General features: G+C 40.3%; 20 protein-coding genes and 1 riboswitch. Of the genes, 12 read left to right on the top strand and 8 right to left on the bottom strand.

What is annotated here, in order from left to right; all coding sequences use genetic code 11:
* Nucleotides 1-4: 4 nt before the first annotated feature.
* Nucleotides 5-700: a phosphatase PAP2 family protein gene (locus NXS00_RS15690; RefSeq protein WP_258100187.1), complete on the bottom strand. Its 696-nt coding sequence runs from the start codon at nucleotides 698-700 to the stop codon at nucleotides 5-7.
* Nucleotides 701-823: 123 nt separating this feature from the next.
* Here NXS00_RS15690 and NXS00_RS15685 point away from each other — a divergent pair, with 123 nt between their 5' ends.
* Nucleotides 824-1012 (top strand): hypothetical protein, encoded by a 189-nt coding sequence (locus NXS00_RS15685; protein WP_258100186.1) that lies wholly within the window; start codon nucleotides 824-826, stop codon nucleotides 1010-1012.
* A 29-nt stretch (nucleotides 1013-1041) separates the two neighbouring features.
* Nucleotides 1042-1515, top strand: coding sequence for a flotillin-like FloA family protein (locus NXS00_RS15680; protein ID WP_258100185.1), 474 nt, complete (start codon nucleotides 1042-1044; stop codon nucleotides 1513-1515).
* 2 nt (nucleotides 1516-1517) lie between these two features.
* Here NXS00_RS15680 and NXS00_RS15675 read toward each other — a convergent pair whose 3' ends face one another.
* Together NXS00_RS15675 and NXS00_RS15670 are read right to left on the bottom strand one after the other, a co-directional pair.
* Nucleotides 1518-2231 carry a DUF3667 domain-containing protein gene (locus NXS00_RS15675; RefSeq protein WP_258100184.1) on the bottom strand — a complete coding sequence of 238 codons (714 nt, stop codon included), beginning with the start codon at nucleotides 2229-2231 and terminating at the stop codon, nucleotides 1518-1520.
* A gap of 93 nt (nucleotides 2232-2324) precedes the next feature.
* Nucleotides 2325-2705, bottom strand: a complete 381-nt coding sequence (locus NXS00_RS15670; RefSeq protein WP_258100183.1) for a hypothetical protein — start codon at nucleotides 2703-2705, stop codon at nucleotides 2325-2327.
* 268 nt (nucleotides 2706-2973) lie between these two features.
* On the opposite strand from NXS00_RS15670, the gene NXS00_RS15665 reads away from it, so the two are divergent.
* Genes NXS00_RS15665 through NXS00_RS15655 form a run of 3 tightly spaced genes read left to right on the top strand, consistent with a single transcriptional unit; the run spans nucleotide 2974 to nucleotide 4444 of the window.
* Nucleotides 2974-3477 (top strand): GFO_1088 family ECF-type sigma factor, encoded by a 504-nt coding sequence (locus NXS00_RS15665; protein ID WP_258100182.1) that lies wholly within the window; start codon nucleotides 2974-2976, stop codon nucleotides 3475-3477.
* Nucleotides 3470-3874, top strand: a complete 405-nt coding sequence (locus NXS00_RS15660) for a hypothetical protein (protein ID WP_258100181.1) — start codon at nucleotides 3470-3472, stop codon at nucleotides 3872-3874. The genes NXS00_RS15665 and NXS00_RS15660 overlap by 8 nt, the downstream gene beginning before the upstream one ends.
* Nucleotides 3875-3907: 33 nt before the next feature.
* Nucleotides 3908-4444 (top strand): hypothetical protein, encoded by a 537-nt coding sequence (locus tag NXS00_RS15655; protein ID WP_258100180.1) that lies wholly within the window; start codon nucleotides 3908-3910, stop codon nucleotides 4442-4444.
* A 76-nt stretch (nucleotides 4445-4520) separates the two neighbouring features.
* Here the strand turns inward: NXS00_RS15655 and NXS00_RS15650 are convergent, their stop codons facing one another.
* Nucleotides 4521-5633 (bottom strand): alkene reductase, encoded by a 1113-nt coding sequence (locus NXS00_RS15650; RefSeq protein ID WP_258100179.1) that lies wholly within the window; start codon nucleotides 5631-5633, stop codon nucleotides 4521-4523.
* Between the two features lie 140 nt (nucleotides 5634-5773).
* Nucleotides 5774-5867, top strand: a riboswitch (TPP riboswitch).
* A gap of 55 nt (nucleotides 5868-5922) precedes the next feature.
* Between NXS00_RS15650 and NXS00_RS15645 the strand changes: the two genes are divergently transcribed.
* From NXS00_RS15645 to NXS00_RS15630, 4 genes are read left to right on the top strand one after another with little or no spacing between them, the layout of a single operon-like run.
* Nucleotides 5923-6648: a class I SAM-dependent methyltransferase gene (locus NXS00_RS15645; RefSeq protein ID WP_258100178.1), complete on the top strand. Its 726-nt coding sequence runs from the start codon at nucleotides 5923-5925 to the stop codon at nucleotides 6646-6648.
* Complete coding sequence (locus NXS00_RS15640) at nucleotides 6648-7703, top strand: AIR synthase family protein (RefSeq protein ID WP_258100177.1); 1056 nt, start codon at nucleotides 6648-6650, stop codon at nucleotides 7701-7703. Before NXS00_RS15645 ends, NXS00_RS15640 begins: the two co-directional genes overlap by 1 nt.
* Nucleotides 7700-8335, top strand: a complete 636-nt coding sequence (locus NXS00_RS15635; RefSeq protein ID WP_258100176.1) for a thiamine phosphate synthase — start codon at nucleotides 7700-7702, stop codon at nucleotides 8333-8335. Before NXS00_RS15640 ends, NXS00_RS15635 begins: the two co-directional genes overlap by 4 nt.
* Nucleotides 8332-8616 (top strand): Trm112 family protein, encoded by a 285-nt coding sequence (locus NXS00_RS15630; protein WP_258100175.1) that lies wholly within the window; start codon nucleotides 8332-8334, stop codon nucleotides 8614-8616. Before NXS00_RS15635 ends, NXS00_RS15630 begins: the two co-directional genes overlap by 4 nt.
* 4 nt (nucleotides 8617-8620) lie before the next feature.
* Here the strand turns inward: NXS00_RS15630 and NXS00_RS15625 are convergent, their stop codons facing one another.
* Complete coding sequence (locus tag NXS00_RS15625; protein ID WP_258100174.1) at nucleotides 8621-9781, bottom strand: class I SAM-dependent rRNA methyltransferase; 1161 nt, start codon at nucleotides 9779-9781, stop codon at nucleotides 8621-8623.
* Between the two features lie 69 nt (nucleotides 9782-9850).
* Between NXS00_RS15625 and NXS00_RS15620 the strand changes: the two genes are divergently transcribed.
* Nucleotides 9851-10237: an endonuclease domain-containing protein gene (locus NXS00_RS15620; RefSeq protein ID WP_258100173.1), complete on the top strand. Its 387-nt coding sequence runs from the start codon at nucleotides 9851-9853 to the stop codon at nucleotides 10235-10237.
* A 30-nt stretch (nucleotides 10238-10267) separates the two neighbouring features.
* Complete coding sequence (locus NXS00_RS15615; protein ID WP_258100172.1) at nucleotides 10268-11800, top strand: cryptochrome/photolyase family protein; 1533 nt, start codon at nucleotides 10268-10270, stop codon at nucleotides 11798-11800.
* Between the two features lies 1 nt (nucleotide 11801).
* Here the strand turns inward: NXS00_RS15615 and NXS00_RS15610 are convergent, their stop codons facing one another.
* Together NXS00_RS15610 and NXS00_RS15605 are read right to left on the bottom strand one after the other, a co-directional pair.
* The gene (locus NXS00_RS15610) at nucleotides 11802-12176 is read right to left on the bottom strand and encodes a hypothetical protein (RefSeq protein WP_258100171.1); all 375 of its coding nucleotides are present in this window, start codon (nucleotides 12174-12176) and stop codon (nucleotides 11802-11804) included.
* A 20-nt stretch (nucleotides 12177-12196) separates the two neighbouring features.
* Complete coding sequence (locus NXS00_RS15605) at nucleotides 12197-13606, bottom strand: aldehyde dehydrogenase family protein (protein ID WP_258100170.1); 1410 nt, start codon at nucleotides 13604-13606, stop codon at nucleotides 12197-12199.
* Nucleotides 13607-13691: 85 nt separating this feature from the next.
* On the opposite strand from NXS00_RS15605, the gene NXS00_RS15600 reads away from it, so the two are divergent.
* On the top strand, nucleotides 13692-14459 hold the full coding sequence (locus NXS00_RS15600) for a hypothetical protein (RefSeq protein WP_258100169.1): 768 nt from the start codon (nucleotides 13692-13694) through the stop codon (nucleotides 14457-14459).
* On the opposite strand, the gene NXS00_RS15595 is transcribed toward NXS00_RS15600, so the two are convergent.
* Nucleotides 14460-16517, bottom strand: a complete 2058-nt coding sequence (locus NXS00_RS15595; protein WP_258100168.1) for an OmpA family protein — start codon at nucleotides 16515-16517, stop codon at nucleotides 14460-14462.
* Nucleotides 16518-16522 lie beyond the last annotated feature (5 nt).

Below are 16522 nucleotides of genomic sequence, written 5' to 3'. Positions count from 1 at the left end.
GAATTTAATCCAGAACCATCTGGCCTTCCTTTTTCCTGGTCAGACGAATAATCAAATAGATTAACAGTGAAGTAGATAGCCATCCAACACCAGCCACTATGCCTGCTAGTACATCACTAGCGAAATGAGCTCCTAGATAAATACGACTCCAGCATATTAGAACAATCAAGACTATGAAGAAAGCAGTACTTGAAATTTGAAAAAGCCGACTATTGCTGACAGTCCATATATAGAAGATGACAAAGCCATAAAAAACAACGGACAGCATCGAGTGGCCAGATGGAAAACTAGACAGACTGGCTTCTACAAGCGTATCTAATGTAGGCCGCTCTCGCCCAAAACCTTCTTTCAGGAAATACATCACCACACTTGCGCCTGTAATAATCGCTACAGATATCAACGGACTCTTTAAGTGGTTTCGCTGTTGGTAAATGATAATGGACAGAATAATGAATATGCCTAAAAATGCGTACCAGTTACCAAAATTGGTTACGATGTGCATTACAGTGGTGAACGTATCATTTCGCATGGCCAAGGCCAATGAAGCAGCCTCTTGATCCAGTTGATCAAATTCATTGGCCAACATATCTCTGCTGATGTCTACAAATTGAAAAACCATAAAAACACTCAACCAACCAAGTAAAAAAATAACAGTGAGTGTAATCCAGTGCTTTCGCAAGTAGTCCAAGGTGAATTGCATATCAGTCTAACGCTTGTTACTGAGTATGGTTTGGCTATTAATAGCTCATTAGTCAACCAATTGACAACAAATAGTGAATTTGTGACTGAATTTTATATTTTTGATATACAACCGAATGTCATTATGAAGCAACTAATTATTCTCTCACTTGTCCTCACCAGTATTAGCTTATCAGCACAGGACAAAGATCAAGACGCAACAGACAAAGCACATATACTAATAGATGTGACTCCAGAATTTCCAAAAAGTCAAGAAGCTCTTCAGGTAAGTGAGAGCTTAGCAGTGAAGTACAGCTTATCAATTGACCATTAGATTTTATTCGGGACTTTCCGCAAACCAGCATGCATCTAATTCCCTACCTCTTTATAGCATTCATTGTAATTGCTTTCCTCTATTTTGTACCCTTGAATATATGGGTCACGGCGACATTTAGTGGTGTAAAAGTAAGCCTGATGGAGCTGATCTTTTTAAGAATTCGTAGAAGCCCGGTTGACGAGATCGTCAATGCATTAATTATCTGTCATAAATCGAGCATTCCGATAGAATTACAGCACCTAGAAGTACATGCCATCGCCGGTGGTAATGTGGAATCAGTAGTGAAAACCTGCATCAAAGCAAAACAAAAAGGAGTTCATGCCAATTTCCGAGAAATATGCGCCTGGGATCTGGCGGGTTGGAACATGGATGACATGTTAAGAAACAAAGCCAATTCTGAGGAAAGTCAAAATCTAAAAATTGACATTTTAAATAAGGTAGATAGCCTATCTGAACGGGAGTTAGTAGAACTCCAATCTTTTATGAGTCAGTTTAGATGAAGTTAGGTCAAAAAGACCATTGCCACCGCTATACCAACCCCTAATATATAAACGATATTAGCAAGTACGTATCCTATTAAATTCTTCAGAATAAATCCAAAAGATCGTTTTTCAAACCAGCTAATCAACATCCAGAAATAGTATGCTACTGCTACCAACAGCAGAATAAGAATCATCCATTCTTGTGAGGTAAGAGCTGTGATGATTACAAAAACCAATGAGATGATATTGAGAGCGCTGATATGAAAAGATTGCATAACCATATGCTCAGCGTAGTTGTATCCAGCCTTACGATTAAACAAATAAGAAAACAGTGCATAAATTGGAATGGCGGTCCAAAGGATGAGATTATACCAGTCCATAATCCAGTCTTCATAGGCTTTCATATCTACTTGGGAAGAACCATCCACGCTGTTATAACCCTCACCAAAAGCCAATAAGAAATCTTCAGGAGCTATGGTATACATAGCCAAAACACTAGCAGCGGTGGTTAAAATCAACAACCTGAAATTGTTGAAAACACGATATCTTCCTTCATAAAAGTAATACCTGAGTAAATATCCTGGTCTGGAAAAAAGAAGCTTAATTGTAAAAATCAAGCCACGCTCAATGTTGAAACCACTTATCACATCTGAAAAAACACCTGCCAGAGTAATGCGTTTGATAACACGTTCTTCTGTTATCTTGATGGGAAATTTTTTGGTTGATTCAGGCATGGAATAAAGATAAAAGATTACACCTAAACCGGTAGAGATAAAAATAAAATGCCGCTAAAATTAGGCGTTTTGACTGCATTTATTAATCTATTATTATCGTCTTTTCATTGCGAAAGCGGAGATCACTGCCAGGATAATTGAACCAAATAATACGCTGGAACCTGAAGTGCTTCCCCAGAACCAACCAATAGTTACTCTGTCCCAGATTACTCCCCAAATTGCCTCAAGCAATGGGAAACTAAAGCCCATAAACAGCAGAATTAAATCTGCAATCAATGCAGGCAATGACATGGCCAGACCTAGTAACAACATGAGTGCGACTAGCAAGATCTTGAATACGGCCGTTATCGTACCTACCAATGAAATGTAGGTAAAGCTTTCGACTGATATTTTACCGGTTACAAATCCAATGATGATGAACAGGACCGAAGCCAAAAATGTAAATTGAAGGTACCTCTTTAAGTTGAGTGCCATAGTGTGAGTTGTTTTTGATTAATACAATAAGACCGGAACAATCAGTGCTTGTCAGCAATCTGTTTATCATTAGAAAACAGTTGCTTAAGCATCGTTTTGCCCAACAAGATGGTGTACAGTATTAGAAAGGGTAGGCTGGCGAGTGCTCTGAATTTTTTCATAATTGTTCAGTTTAGTTACTCGCTCTTGGTGGTAGTTAAACTAGTTTTAGCAGAAATTGTTTCGACTCGCTGTTATGCCGAAGCGCCATTGTCGTTATTGATAGTACATGAACAGTACAACGTTTAGAGAGACCATTCTTCCATTGAGTCAGAAGATATATCCTGTAGCAGCCCGGATGTTGGGCAACCGAGATGATGCCAGTGACGCAGTGCAAGAAGTGATGCTGAAACTATGGAAACAACGTAAAAAACTTTCCAAACATCCAAATATCACTGGTTTCGTTGTGTTGACTGCTCGTAATCATTGTTTGGACTTATTGAAGAAACGTCAAATCAAATTGGTACCAGATGCTATTGACATCAATACTTCCAGCAACCTGAGCTCTCATTCAGAAATTGAATGGAAGGAGCTGAATGGAATTATTGGAGAACTCATTCAAGAACTTCCGGAACAACAAGGTGAAGTTTTGGCCATGAGAGACCTTGACGGATTGGAGTTTGCAGAAATAGCAGCAGCAACCGGATTGAAAATAGAACATATACGAGTATTACTTTCAAGAGCACGCAAACATCTAAGTACACAACTCAAAAAGATCTACAGCTATGAATAAAGATGAGATCATGAAGAAATACCTGAATGGAGAAACTTCCCTTCAGGAAGAAAAAGAGCTTTTTGAAAACTCTGGAAAAGAGTCCGACCCATGGGTGGAGTTTGTAAGTAGAAATAATCAAACGCCACCAGAAGGACTAGAAGATATCATTTGGAACAAAATCCAATCTGAAAAAAAGCAAAAACAGCATTTCCTTTATGGATTAACTGCAGCGGCAGCATCTGTTGTGCTGGTTTTGGGATTCATCTTTTACCCCATTGGAAATGATACAGAAATGACGTTGAGTCAAAAAGAACAAATGCTTCAGGAAGCACTATCTATGTTTCCTGCAGAAGAAAACGATAAAGAAATTCTCTACAGCGATGAGCTGATTGAAATATACGTAGCTACAAACTAAATCCAATTGTTAAATCAAAACCTTTAGAATACAATGAAATCAAAATATATCATATTAGGACTTACTGCCTGGTGTCTGACTGCTGGAAGTGTGATGGCACAGGACAAAAAAGTCAAAAAAGATGTCAAAATAAGTTTAAAAGATGGGGCGGAGCCAGATGTTTACATTGACGGTATCAAATACGATCACCAAATCATTTCACTACTAGATCCTGCAAAAATCAAGTCAATGAATGTGCTGAAAAGTGACAAAGCGCTGGAAGAATACAATGCACCGAATGGAGTGATTTTGATTACTTCTACAAATTCTGATGAAGAAGTAAAACCTTTGGATACGGAATTTAAGATTAGAAAAACTAGCGACGCGGATCCTAATGCATCGACTACCATCAAAATAAGAGGTGGAGAAGGAGATCCAATGGTTATCATTGATGGAAAAGTGGCTTCCAAAGAAGAGTTGAGCAAACTGTCTCCTGAGAGTATTGAAAAAATTAATGTGATCAAAGATGAGAAGGCAAAAAAAGAATACAATTCTGAAACAGGAGTGATCATCATCACTACCAAGAAGTAATCATTTAATTGATACAAAGTAAAAGGCCACCAGACGATTTCGTCTGGTGGCCTTAATTTTATTGTGCAAACTAATTTTAAGCTTTTACAGCCGTTTTAGCCTCATAGTCTGTATACCCTTTATGCCCAGGAGTGTAGAAGGTATCCTGATCCCAGTCGGTTAACTCCACACCCTGCTCAAATCGCTCTACCAAATCAGGATTGGAAATGTATGGCTTACCAAAAGCAACTAGGTCCGCATCACCATCCTCAATCACTTGGTTTCCTTTTTCCTGATCAAAATTCGAATTGATCATCAAAGTTCCTTTGTATATCGGTCGATATCTTTTCGCTATTTGCGTTTCAGCATACGGAATTTCTGAAACATCTGTAAAGGGCTCCGACAGGTGCAAATACGCCAGATCATAGTCATTCAACTTCTCAATGATGTAATCAAACGTTGGGATGGTGTCTTCATCCATGGTCATTCCAAAAATGCCATGCAGTGACGGATTCAAGCGTAATCCCACTTTTTGAATGGGAATTTGTTGCTTTACTGCGTCCAATACTTCAAACAAGAAACGCGCTCTGTTTTCTTTACTCCCTCCATACTCATCTGTTCTATGGTTGGAAGTAGCGTTGAAAAACTGATGGAATAAATACCCATTAGAGGAGTGAATCTCCACACCATCAAACCCCGCTTCAATCGCGTTTTTCGCAGCATTTGCAAAATCCTTTATAGTCTGCTCGATATCTTCTTTCGTCATCTCTTTCGGAGCGACGGTATCTTTAAATCCTTCAGGAGTATATGATTTGGAGTTTGGATTAATCGCACTCGCTGAGTGTGGCAAGTCACCATTGTGAAAATCTGGATGGGACATTCTACCTACATGCCACAGCTGAAGGAAAATAGTTCCTCCGGCAGCATGCACTTTCTCGGTTACTTCCTTCCACCCAGCTACTTGAGCCGCAGAATGTATGCCTGGTGTATTGATATACCCTACAGCTTTTTCTGAAACCTGAGATCCTTCGGTAATGATCAATCCTGCACTCGCTCGTTGTTCATAATAAGTTCCTTGAAGGTCCCCTGTTGCTGCTTTTTCAGCATTATTCGCTCTGCTTCTTGTCATTGGAGCCATCACTACCCGATTTCTAAGTTTCAGGTTTTTGGACTCGTATGGCTGCAATAGTGGTTGTTTATCTGTACTCATTTGTATTTTCATTTTCTATGTAGGTACTTATAATGAAGTATATCACCAAATGGTTCTGACAAATCAGCATTTTTTTGACTTATTATCGACTCTTCCATTTTCTTCTTCCATGCTTTCTTTCTTACATTTGTCCCGATCAATATTTTACAAGGGGGTGCTCCAAATTGAGAGCTGAGATTATACCCGTAACCTGATCTGGATAATGCCAGCGTAGGAATTGTAATCATCATCCAATGATTTAATCTTCTATTTTCAGGGCATTACTCAGGTTGTCAAAAAAGAATGACCTATGAGTAATATCACAACTAAACAAAAATTTGACGTTGCGACCGGTGAGCTCCGCAATTGGCAAGGTAGAAAAGAGTGGTTCTTTAACCGAGACGATACAGACCACTATGAAGACTACTACGAAGGGCCATACAAAAGACAAGAAGTATGGCAAAAAAAGACGCTAGAGCAACTCATCAAGAAAGACACCAGAGTCAAAACATTACTTGAATTTGGCTGTGGAACTACCCGGTTTACCAGGTGGTGGCATGAAATCGGCATTGAAGCTACTGGCGGAGACATATCACCGTTTATGCTTGCTCAAGGAGTTCATCTCTTTGATGGTGACCTGGTTTTAGCAGATTCTCATCACATGCCTTTCAAAGATCACAGCTTTGATGCTCTGGCATTCGTGACCACCTTCGAATACTACAAAGATCCTGTGGCTGTCATTAGAGAAGCGGTGCGAGTGGGGAAATATGGAATCATTATGGGCATGATGAATCGCAATACGCCCAAACTAATCCGTAGAAGAGTGCAACAGGCATTTAGTAGAAACAATTACTACGTCACAGCCAATTTCTATACGCCTAAAACTCTCAAAGAACTAGTCTCCAAAGCTCTTCCAGACAGAGACTATACGATTAGATGGAATGCTACAGGCCTGCCTAAGTGGTTTCCAACACAGCAATGGCAAGTACCTTATGGAGACTTCTTTGGATTTCATATCCAACTAAATGATGTATAATGGGTGCTTTCGAAACGAATAGTGGAAAAGTAGGCGAGCAACACTTTAAAGACCTTTTGTGGAATTCTCTCGGTCACAATAGACCAGACGTGACTCAAGGTCCTCAATTTGGAGTAGATACAGCCGTGCTCGATTTAGGAGGTGGGCAAGGTCTGGCCATATCCAGCGACCCGCTTTCGCTGATACCTTCTCTCGGTATGGAAGTGTCTGCTTGGCTGTCCATACACTTGTTAATCAACGATATGGCCACTACGGGCTTCAGCCCGCAGTATGCACAGTTTGTGCTGAACTTGCCAAGTACGCTTTCCAAAGACGACTTTAAGTCTTATTGGAATCACATTCATTTATTGTGTGATCAACATGAAATTGCGATCACCGGAGGCCACACAGGACAAATACCCGGTCAAGAATCTACGATTTCCGGAGGTGGCACCATGTTCTTACATGCGCCTCTAGATCAAATTCTCACGAGCAAAATGGCAAAAGCAGGAGACATCATCATCATGACTAAAAGCGCTGCATTGTCATCAACCTCTTTGCTGGCTATGGCATTTCCAGAAACAGTCGCAAACAATTGTGGAGTAGAAATTCAGCAATCCGCTTCAGAAAACTTTTGGAAATTGTCTTCACTTAAAGAGGCTTTAATTGCCAAAGAAACGCTAATAGCAGGCAAAGAACTGCACGCTATGCATGATGTCACAGAAGGTGGCATCGTCGGAGCTGTATACGAAATGAGTAAGGCTTCAGGGTGCGGTTTTCGAATTAATAAAGAAAGCATTGTAGTAACTCCTGAATGTCAATCCATCGCTCAACTATTCGAAATTGACCCGTTACAATCAATAGGTGCTGGCTCAATGCTGATGGCCGTAGATTCATCTGCAGGGGAGAAACTCATACATGCACTTACAAGCAATGGCATTTCTGCACAAGTCATTGGGGAATTGACAAAAGATGAAAGCTGCCATCAAATCGACGATAGCAATAGCTATCAATACTCTGGTGAGGATCCCTATTGGGCTGCTTTTTTCAATGCGATAAAAAAAGGATGGAAATGAAGCTATCAGGTATTTATTTAGTCATCGATCCATCTAGTGAAGATGCTATACTGGAAAGACTATCTCAGGCACTATCTGGCGGAGTTAGCATTGTCCAAATTTGGAATCATTGGCCTAAAGGTTTTAGCTCGAGACAAAAGCGAACTACAATTGATCAAATTAAAGAGGTCGCATTCAGCTATAAAGTCCCTGTGTTGATGCACGAAGATTGGCAACTGGCCCAGGAATGTGGACTAAGCGGAGTGCACTTTGATGAAGTACCCAAAAACTGGGAACAGGTAAAAAGCAATCTTCACAATAAGGTTATTGGGTTAACAGTAGGTAACGATTTGCAAAAAATCAAATGGGCAGATCAGCAACAGATTTCCTATCTAAGTTTTTGTGCCATGTTTCCGTCACCTTCCGTTACTAGTTGTGAGATTGTATCTCCAGCGGTTGTACTACAAACCAGAACCATCACAGATCTACCATTATTCCTTTCTGGCGGTATCAGGCCAGACAACTTGGATCAACTTAAAAACCTGGACTTTCAAGGAATCGCGGTTATCTCTGGCATCATGAGTGCTGATAATCCTACAGAAGCTGCTAAGACCTATTGCGCAAAACTAAAAACACTAAAACCATCGATATGAGAAAAGCATTATTAGAAAAAATGTGTTGCCCTTTTGACAAGGGAGATTTGGAAGTGACTATACTCACAGAAGAAAATGATGAAATCATCGAAGGGCTGATGACCTGCCCTAGTTGCCAAAGATATTATCCCATCATTTACAGCATTCCAATCATGACGCCTGACGAGTACAGACAGAAAAGTCTTGAAGCTCCGGTATTGGAAAAATGGGGCTTATCAATAGATCCTCATAACCCGGACCGGTTTATGCTTGAAAACGCTAAGACTTTATTGGAAGAGTAAATGTTTACCAAACCTCCAAAATCAACCCTTTCAGGTACTCTCCTTCAGGATGGAAAATACTGACAGGATGATCTCCTGGTTGTGATAAACGCTCCAAGACCTTGACGGTTCGCCCAGCTTGAATGGCCGCCGCAACGATCGCATTGTAAAACAAGGTCTTGTCTACAACTTGCGAGCAACTAAAGGTGAAAAGTATCCCACCAGGTTTGATCTGGCGAAGTGCCATAGCATTCAATCGTGTGTAGCCCTTTAGTGCGTTGTGTCTGGCACTCATGTGCTTGGCAAAAGCCGGCGGATCCAATACGATTACATCAAAATCCTGCTCGTTTTGCTGCATGTAATCAAACGTATCCATGGCAATGCACTCATGTGTTTCTGGATCATAGCCATTGATTTTCAGGTTCTCTTTTGTCTGCTCAATAGCTGATTTGGACACATCGATAGACACCACTTTCTCCGCTCCTGCATTCAAGGCGCACAGACTAAAACCACCGTTGTAACAGAATGTATTAAGCACTTTTTTGCCCTTACTATATTCACCGAGTCGTTTTCGGTTTTCTCGCTGATCCACAAAAAAGCCCGTTTTCTGACCATATAGTAGATCCAACTGGAAAGTTACTCCCCATTCTTTGGCTAGATAGATCTCTTTGGATTCACCGAAAAGTACTTCGGCAGAATCGTCCTTTACATGACTGGGGTGTTTCAAAATGCAGGTTTTCAAAGATTCATCCAGCACTTCTTTCAGTGCCGAGCAAATATCCTTCGCTTGCAAATACATACCTTGACTGTGTGGCTGGATCACTGCTGTGTCACCATAAACATCGATGATCAGTCCTGTTAACTGATCTCCTTCGCCATGAACCAATCGATAAATGTCCGTTGACTCATTGGGCAAACTCAACCGTGAACGTGTTTCCCTTGCATCAGAAATGGCATCCACCCAAAACTGGTGATCTATTGCGCGATCTTCAAATGAGATGATTCGAACCGCAATGGAAGCATTTTGAAAATGGCCAATTCCAAGGAACCGACCTTTCTTATTGGTTACTCGAACCAACTCTCCATCCGCAATATTTTCCTGTAAGTTCAATGCCCCACTAAACACCCATGGGTGTCTGCGCTCCAATGATCTTTCCTTTCCTGGTTTGAGTGCAATAGTTTTCACGGTGCAATTTTAAGTATTTACTCACTGACCTGAAATAGCTTTCGAGATAAGTTAACTTGCAGAAAAAACGTGAAACGCATCATCATACCCTACAACCCCGAGCTGGTAGAAATTGCCAGAAAACGAAGAAACAAGAGCAGCAAAACAGAAATTAAGCTGTGGTATTTTCTGAAAGACAAGCGGATGAAAGGCTATGAGTTTCATCGTCAGAAACCTTTGTTAAACTACATCGCGGACTTTTTCTGCCATGAATTGCTCCTGGTGATTGAGCTGGAAGGAAACAGTCATTTTCCTAATAAAGACATTTCGCAAGAGAAGGATTTCGAAAACATCGGCTTAACTGTACTTCGGTTTTCAAGAGAAGCAATTTTCAAAGAAACCAACAAGGTTCTTGAGATCATTGAAAACACAATTCTGGAAATAGAAAACAAGAACAACCCAAAGAAGAAGAAATAACCAAAGCCTTCCACAAGAGTTATGGCTTCAATGAAAACGCTTCGCCTAATTCTTGGAGACCAACTCAATCATCAGCATAGCTGGTTTGAAAAGACCAATTCTGACATTACCTATGTGCTGATGGAGGTTCGTCAGGAAACTGACTATGTTCCTCATCACATTCAAAAAGTAGCCGGGTTCTTTGCTTCCATGCGAGCTTTCGCGAATGAGATGCAAGAAAAAGGCCATGAAGTGATCTACTGGAAACTGGATGACCCCAAAAACAAACAGTCCATTCCTGAGAACATTGATTCACTTATTGAAAAAGGTAATTATAAGAAGTTCGAATACCAACTTCCTGACGAATATCGCCTGGATGAACAATTAAGTGAGTACTGCCAAACCCTCAAAATTGAATGGCAGGCAGTAGACTCTGAGCATTTCTATACAAGCCGTGAGGAATTGGCTTCTTTTTTTGAAAGAAAGAAAACTTACCTGATGGAGTCCTTCTATCGGCATATGCGCAAAAAGCATAATGTGATGATGGATGGAAAAGACCCTGTCACAGGCCAATGGAATTATGATAAAGACAACCGAAAGAAACTTCCAGAGTCTGTGAAAATTCCTTATAGAAACAGCAGAACAAATGACGTTTCCGGCATAGTAGAAATGATCGAATCAGCTGGAGTTAAAACTATTGGCTCAATTGATGCTCAAAATTACAGATGGCCAATTACACGTCGCGAGGCATTTGCTGATCTTGATATCTTCTGTAAGCGCTTTTTGAAAAACTTTGGTAACTATCAAGATGCCATGACCACTCGTACAGCATTCAGCTTTCATTCACTGGTGTCATTTGCCATGAATGTGAAGTTGATTTCACCTCAGGAAGTGGTCAATACGGTCGTTAACTATTGGCATGAACACTCTGATGAAGTTGACATCTCTTCTGTAGAGGGATTTGTGCGTCAAATCATCGGCTGGAGAGAGTACATGCGCGGTATCTACTGGGCTAAAATGCCTGAGTACGCAACACTCAATCATTTGAATCACTCTCGCAAACTCCCTTCCTGGTTTTGGAATGGTGAAACCAAGATGAATTGCCTGCATCACACCATTAAGCAATCACTGGATCATGCGTATGCACACCACATTCAACGATTAATGATTACTGGGAACTTCGCCTTGCTTGCAGGAATAGATCCTGGCGAGGTAGACGAATGGTATCTAGGAATATACATTGATGCCATTGAATGGGTAGAGATTACCAATACCCGGGGCATGAGTCAATTTGCAGATGGAGGCATCGTAGGAACGAAACCGTATGTTTCGTCGGCTAACTACATTGACAAAATGAGTGATTACTGCAAAGCGTGTCACTATAGTAAAAGCAAAAAAACCGGTGATAAAGCCTGTCCTTTCAATTCACTTTATTGGAATTTTTACGACCAACATCGAGACACTTTTGATAAGAACCCGCGCATTGGCATGATGTATCGTACCTGGGACAAAATGGATAGAGATAAAAAAGCAGAGCTACTTCAGCAAGCAGATTACTATCTCAAGAACATTGATAAACTTTAGGTTACTTTTCCAGTGTAAGGAAAATGTCCTCCATTAACTGCAAGTGAATCAGGTTATCCGTGGTATCCATAATGGTGTATACCATACCTGGAGTATCTTCATCATTGTAAGTAATCAATGAGTCATTACTGATTTTCCATTTCAAGGTATGATCCAATGTGTCCTTGCTGAATACACAGCCATCAAACCCATATGCTTGGATATTCACCTCATCTCCATCAAAAATGAACTTACCGTTCATGGTAAAATCAGAGACATCTTTTACACCTGCGAATGAAGCCGGACTTGTTTCCCAAACTGCTCCATACTCTTCCTTAGAAGAAGTACAACTTGCGAATGCGACAAGAACAATAACTGGTAGTAGTAAATTTTTCATAGCAATGCTAAAATAATGCACTATAAGTACTTTAGCATGAACTGGATAAGCTTCTTTTTAAGCTTAGAATATGGCGGCCTGACTGTACTGGCCACAGTTAAACCAATTTGTTGGGAAAGGACCGACTTCTCATGACTAAACGCAAGAAAGCCAGCATGTCCGTGAGCTTTGCCAATACCGCTATTATTCACACCTCCGGCTGGTAAATGCGGATGTCCAAAATGAAGTACGCTATCGTTATAAACCAAAGCTCCTGAACTAGTCTCCTGCAGAACCTTCCTTTTGTTTTTTCTATTTTTGGAATACAGATACAAAGCAAGAGGTTTAGGCCTTGCATTGATATAATCAATGACCTCATCAAGATTCTGATAGGTCATTATTGGAAACACAGGTCCGAATATTTCCTCCTTCATCACTCGCATATCATCAGTTACATTATCTATTACAACTGGCTGTATGTCTAATTCTTCTGGTGAATTATTTCCACTAATGATGACATTGGCTCCTTTGTTCAAAGCATCTTGCAGTGTTTCTTCAATTCTGTGATAATGCTTGACATTGATGATAGAAGTATAACTTTTCTTATCCCCATACATCTTCAAAGTGGCATCTTTGTAGGCATTTATGAAATCCTCTTTCTTGCTTTCATGAATGAAAAGGTAATCAGGCGCTACACAGGTCTGACCAGCATTTGTCCACTTAGCCCAACTTAGCTTGGCAGCGGCATCTCTAATATTAGCTGTTTCATCAATGATAGTTGGAGATTTTCCACCTAATTCAAGAGTTACAGAAGTCAAATGCTTGGCAGCGGCTGTCATCACTATTTTTCCTACCTGGGGACTACCCGTAAAGAAGATATGATCAAATGGCAGTTCAAGCAAACTTGCTGAGACTTCCGCTTCACCTTCAATAACCTGTATTTCATTATGATCAAAAAGGTCATGAGCCATCTTTAAGATCACTTTATTGGTAGCAGGAGTAAACTCCGAAGGCTTAAGAATGACCGTATTGCCAGCGGCTATTGCTGAAATCATTGGGCCGAGTGCTAACAGTAACGGATAATTCCATGGAGAGATGATCAATGCAGTGCCTTTAGGTTCATAATGCACAAAAGCACGCGTACCAAAAAATGTCATACTCGATCTGATAGGCTGTGGAGTAGTCCACTCATCCAAATGCGAGATAGCATGACGAGCTTCGGCTATTAGAGGATACAATTCCGTAACATTAACTTCATCTTCCGGCTTCTTCAAATCAAGGTATTCCGATTGATGTAACTCGTGCTGATGATCCAGCAACCAATCCTTCAAACCGATCAATTTGCCCTTTCTTTCAGTAATTGTTCCCTTTTTCAACATCATAGCCGTCTTTTGATGTGATTGAAACAAAGAAGAAAACTCGTTTTTCGTCGAAACCTGGGGTGCTTCCATAAAGTGTTAATGTTATAAATTAGTTAACATGTTAACAATTTGTTAACTTTAGCGTAATATTAGAAACCTTCTCTCGGATTTTAGTATGAAAAAGATTCTTTACATATGGCTTACTTCCTTTGCTCTGAGTGCATCTGCTCAGTCTGAGCTAAGCCCATATCTTTTTCACTCTTCCTTCGAACAAACATCTTTTTCAAGTGCCAATCCTATTCAAATCATGCTGGCAGCTAATCCAAATGTAGATTCAATTAAATATAGTCAGTATATGGCTGATTTTCAGATTCACCTGGCGAAGCTGAAAAAAAAGACCGGTGAAAGAACAACAGTTCAAACCCTGGAAAAGGTTTTTTACTTCAACCACAGAAGGAAATTAAGCTGGTATAATAACGATGTTATTCTATCAGATCTATTCGAATCTGGAAAATACGATTGCCTTACAGGTACTGCTTTTTACGCGGCCACTTTGGAAGAACTAGGAATACCATATCAAATCTATGAGTTCAATTATCACGTCTTCCTGGTAGCATCCTGTGATGATGGTCAGGTAATGATTGAGCCAACAGATCCTTTAGAAGGATTTGTAACAGATAGAGAGGAAATAAAGGCAAGAATTCACAAATACAGTCAAGATGAAGCCATGACGCCAGGAATGCAGACGGTCTCTAACATTATTAGTTTAAATGATCTCGCCGGACTGCAGTATTACAATATGAGCGTGGATTCTTATAACCACAGAAAGTATGCAGATGCTTTTAATTACATCCAAAAAGCAAATTTCCTTTACCCTAGTACAAGGATAAAGGAAATTCAAAGGGTTTTTAAAAATCAGGTTAGGTTGGTGTCCAGTAACTAATTACTCAACTACCTTAAACTCTACACGTCTGTTTTTCGCACGATTTTCTTTAGTATCATTCGGAGCTACTGGCTTTTCTTCACCGTATCCCACCGAAACTAATCGATCTTTTTCTATACCATTCTCACGGAAGAAGTTGTAAACCGCTTTCGCTCTACGATCAGACAATGATTTGTTATACGCTTCTTCACCAGTCGCATCTGTGTGACCGCTTATTTCTATTTTCTTGATATCTCCATCATTCAGATATTTCAATAATCTGTTCAACTCTGGATATGAAGCAGTTTTCAATTCTGACTTATCGAAATCAAAGAAGATGTTGTTCAATGTAATCGTTACACCCGTCTCGATTTTAGCAAGATTCAAATCCAGCTCTCTAGTCTCGTTCTCTTCTATATCATTAAGGTCAAAGTTTTCTTCAGTGGATAAAAAGCCCTCTTTCTTAGCTAAAACGCCATATCTAGCTCCACCACGAACTGAAAACTTATATTCCCCATCTTTTCCAGAAGTAACACTTCCCATTTCAACACCATCAGGCAATCTTTCTAATATTACCGGAACTCCACCCATCGGCTCACCAGTTTTATCGTCAGTAACTACCCCCTTAACCGTTACGATATAATCGTCCGGCTCAAGATCAGTCAAGTGACCAACAGAGGTCATCAATGGACTATCTGGATCAATGAACAAGTCATTTGCTTTAAATCTAAAAATATCGGTATCGTCATCGATGGTTCCTCTAGAAAAGTAGATATGTCTTCCTGAAGAAGGAATACTGAAATATTGATCATCACCCTCAGAGTTTACACTGGAACCTAGGTTTTCAGGTGTTGACCAACGTTCCCAGCTATTGTCTAATCTGATAGAAACGTAAATGTCTGCGCCACCATAGCCGCTATATCCAGAGCTTGTGAAATACAATGTCTTTCCATCCATGCCTAGAAACGGAGAAAAATCGTCCGCTGCCGTATTGATATCATTACCCAGGTTTTTCGGCTCTGACCACTCATTTCCATTTTTAAATGAAACATATAAGTCTCGACCTCCATACGAATCGTCACGCTCTGATGAAATGATCATCGCATTGCCTGTTGTTCCAAGGAAGTAATCAACCTTTGGAGAATAGTTGTAATCATTAGTTACTTCAACTGCAACAGGGTCTTTGAAAGTGTCCCCATCTCTTGTCGTCATTGAAACACCAGAGTACATTCGGCCTTTTTTACCGTATCTGTTTCCAAGGATCAGGGTTTCCTTACCATCAACTATTGTAATTGAACTGATAAAGTTTGGACCAGCAGTATTCAATGGTGCTCCAAGGTTTTTGGCAGGCAACCATTCGCCAGTAGCCTCATCCAATTCTGATACCCAGATATCTTCTACATCATCCACACCACCTACATTATCAGGGTGATATCTTCTACTGAAATAAAGCCTTTTACCATCAGGAGAAATAATCGGACTATGCTCAATGTACTGGCTATTCACATTGGCTCCCAGCTTATCAGCTTCTACGTTCTGAGCAATTCCGGGAACCAGATTGATCAAAACGGTAATAGGCAAATTCGAAGCAGAAACCCCGATGGCATCTATAGCATTATATCCTGGAACTGCTCCCCCATCAATTTCTACTCGAATAGCATAAATTTCGTAAGGAGTTTCATCGAAGAATAGGTTCAATAATCTACTTTCAAGTGGAATCGCTCTTGGGGTCAACTCAAAAAGTAAATACTCATTGTATTCGTTATCGTAAGCAAACACTTTAGTAACAGCTCCTGGATTTTCTGATTCACCGATAGCCACCTGTTTTGCCTTAATCGGCTTATCAAATGAGACCATGATAAAATCCTGACGATCTTCTGTCTTAGGTCTCCAGGCATTTGGATTATCTCCTCCACCAGGAATTACATTTGGTTTATGTAATGCTTGAATCGCCGAATACTCCAGTGGAGAGTATTCACTCGATACATCAACCACATCGGTACCCCAGACGATGGTTTCTTGAGCCTTCGCAAAAACAAACGATAGGCTTAATAATGTTAGTAGTAATAGTCGTTTCATATTGA

It is taken from the genome of Marinoscillum pacificum, assembly GCF_024714495.1.
Classification (GTDB): domain Bacteria; phylum Bacteroidota; class Bacteroidia; order Cytophagales; family Cyclobacteriaceae; genus Marinoscillum; species Marinoscillum pacificum.
Note: the sequence above shows the minus strand (reverse complement) of the source record. Positions and strands in the feature narration are given on the sequence as shown.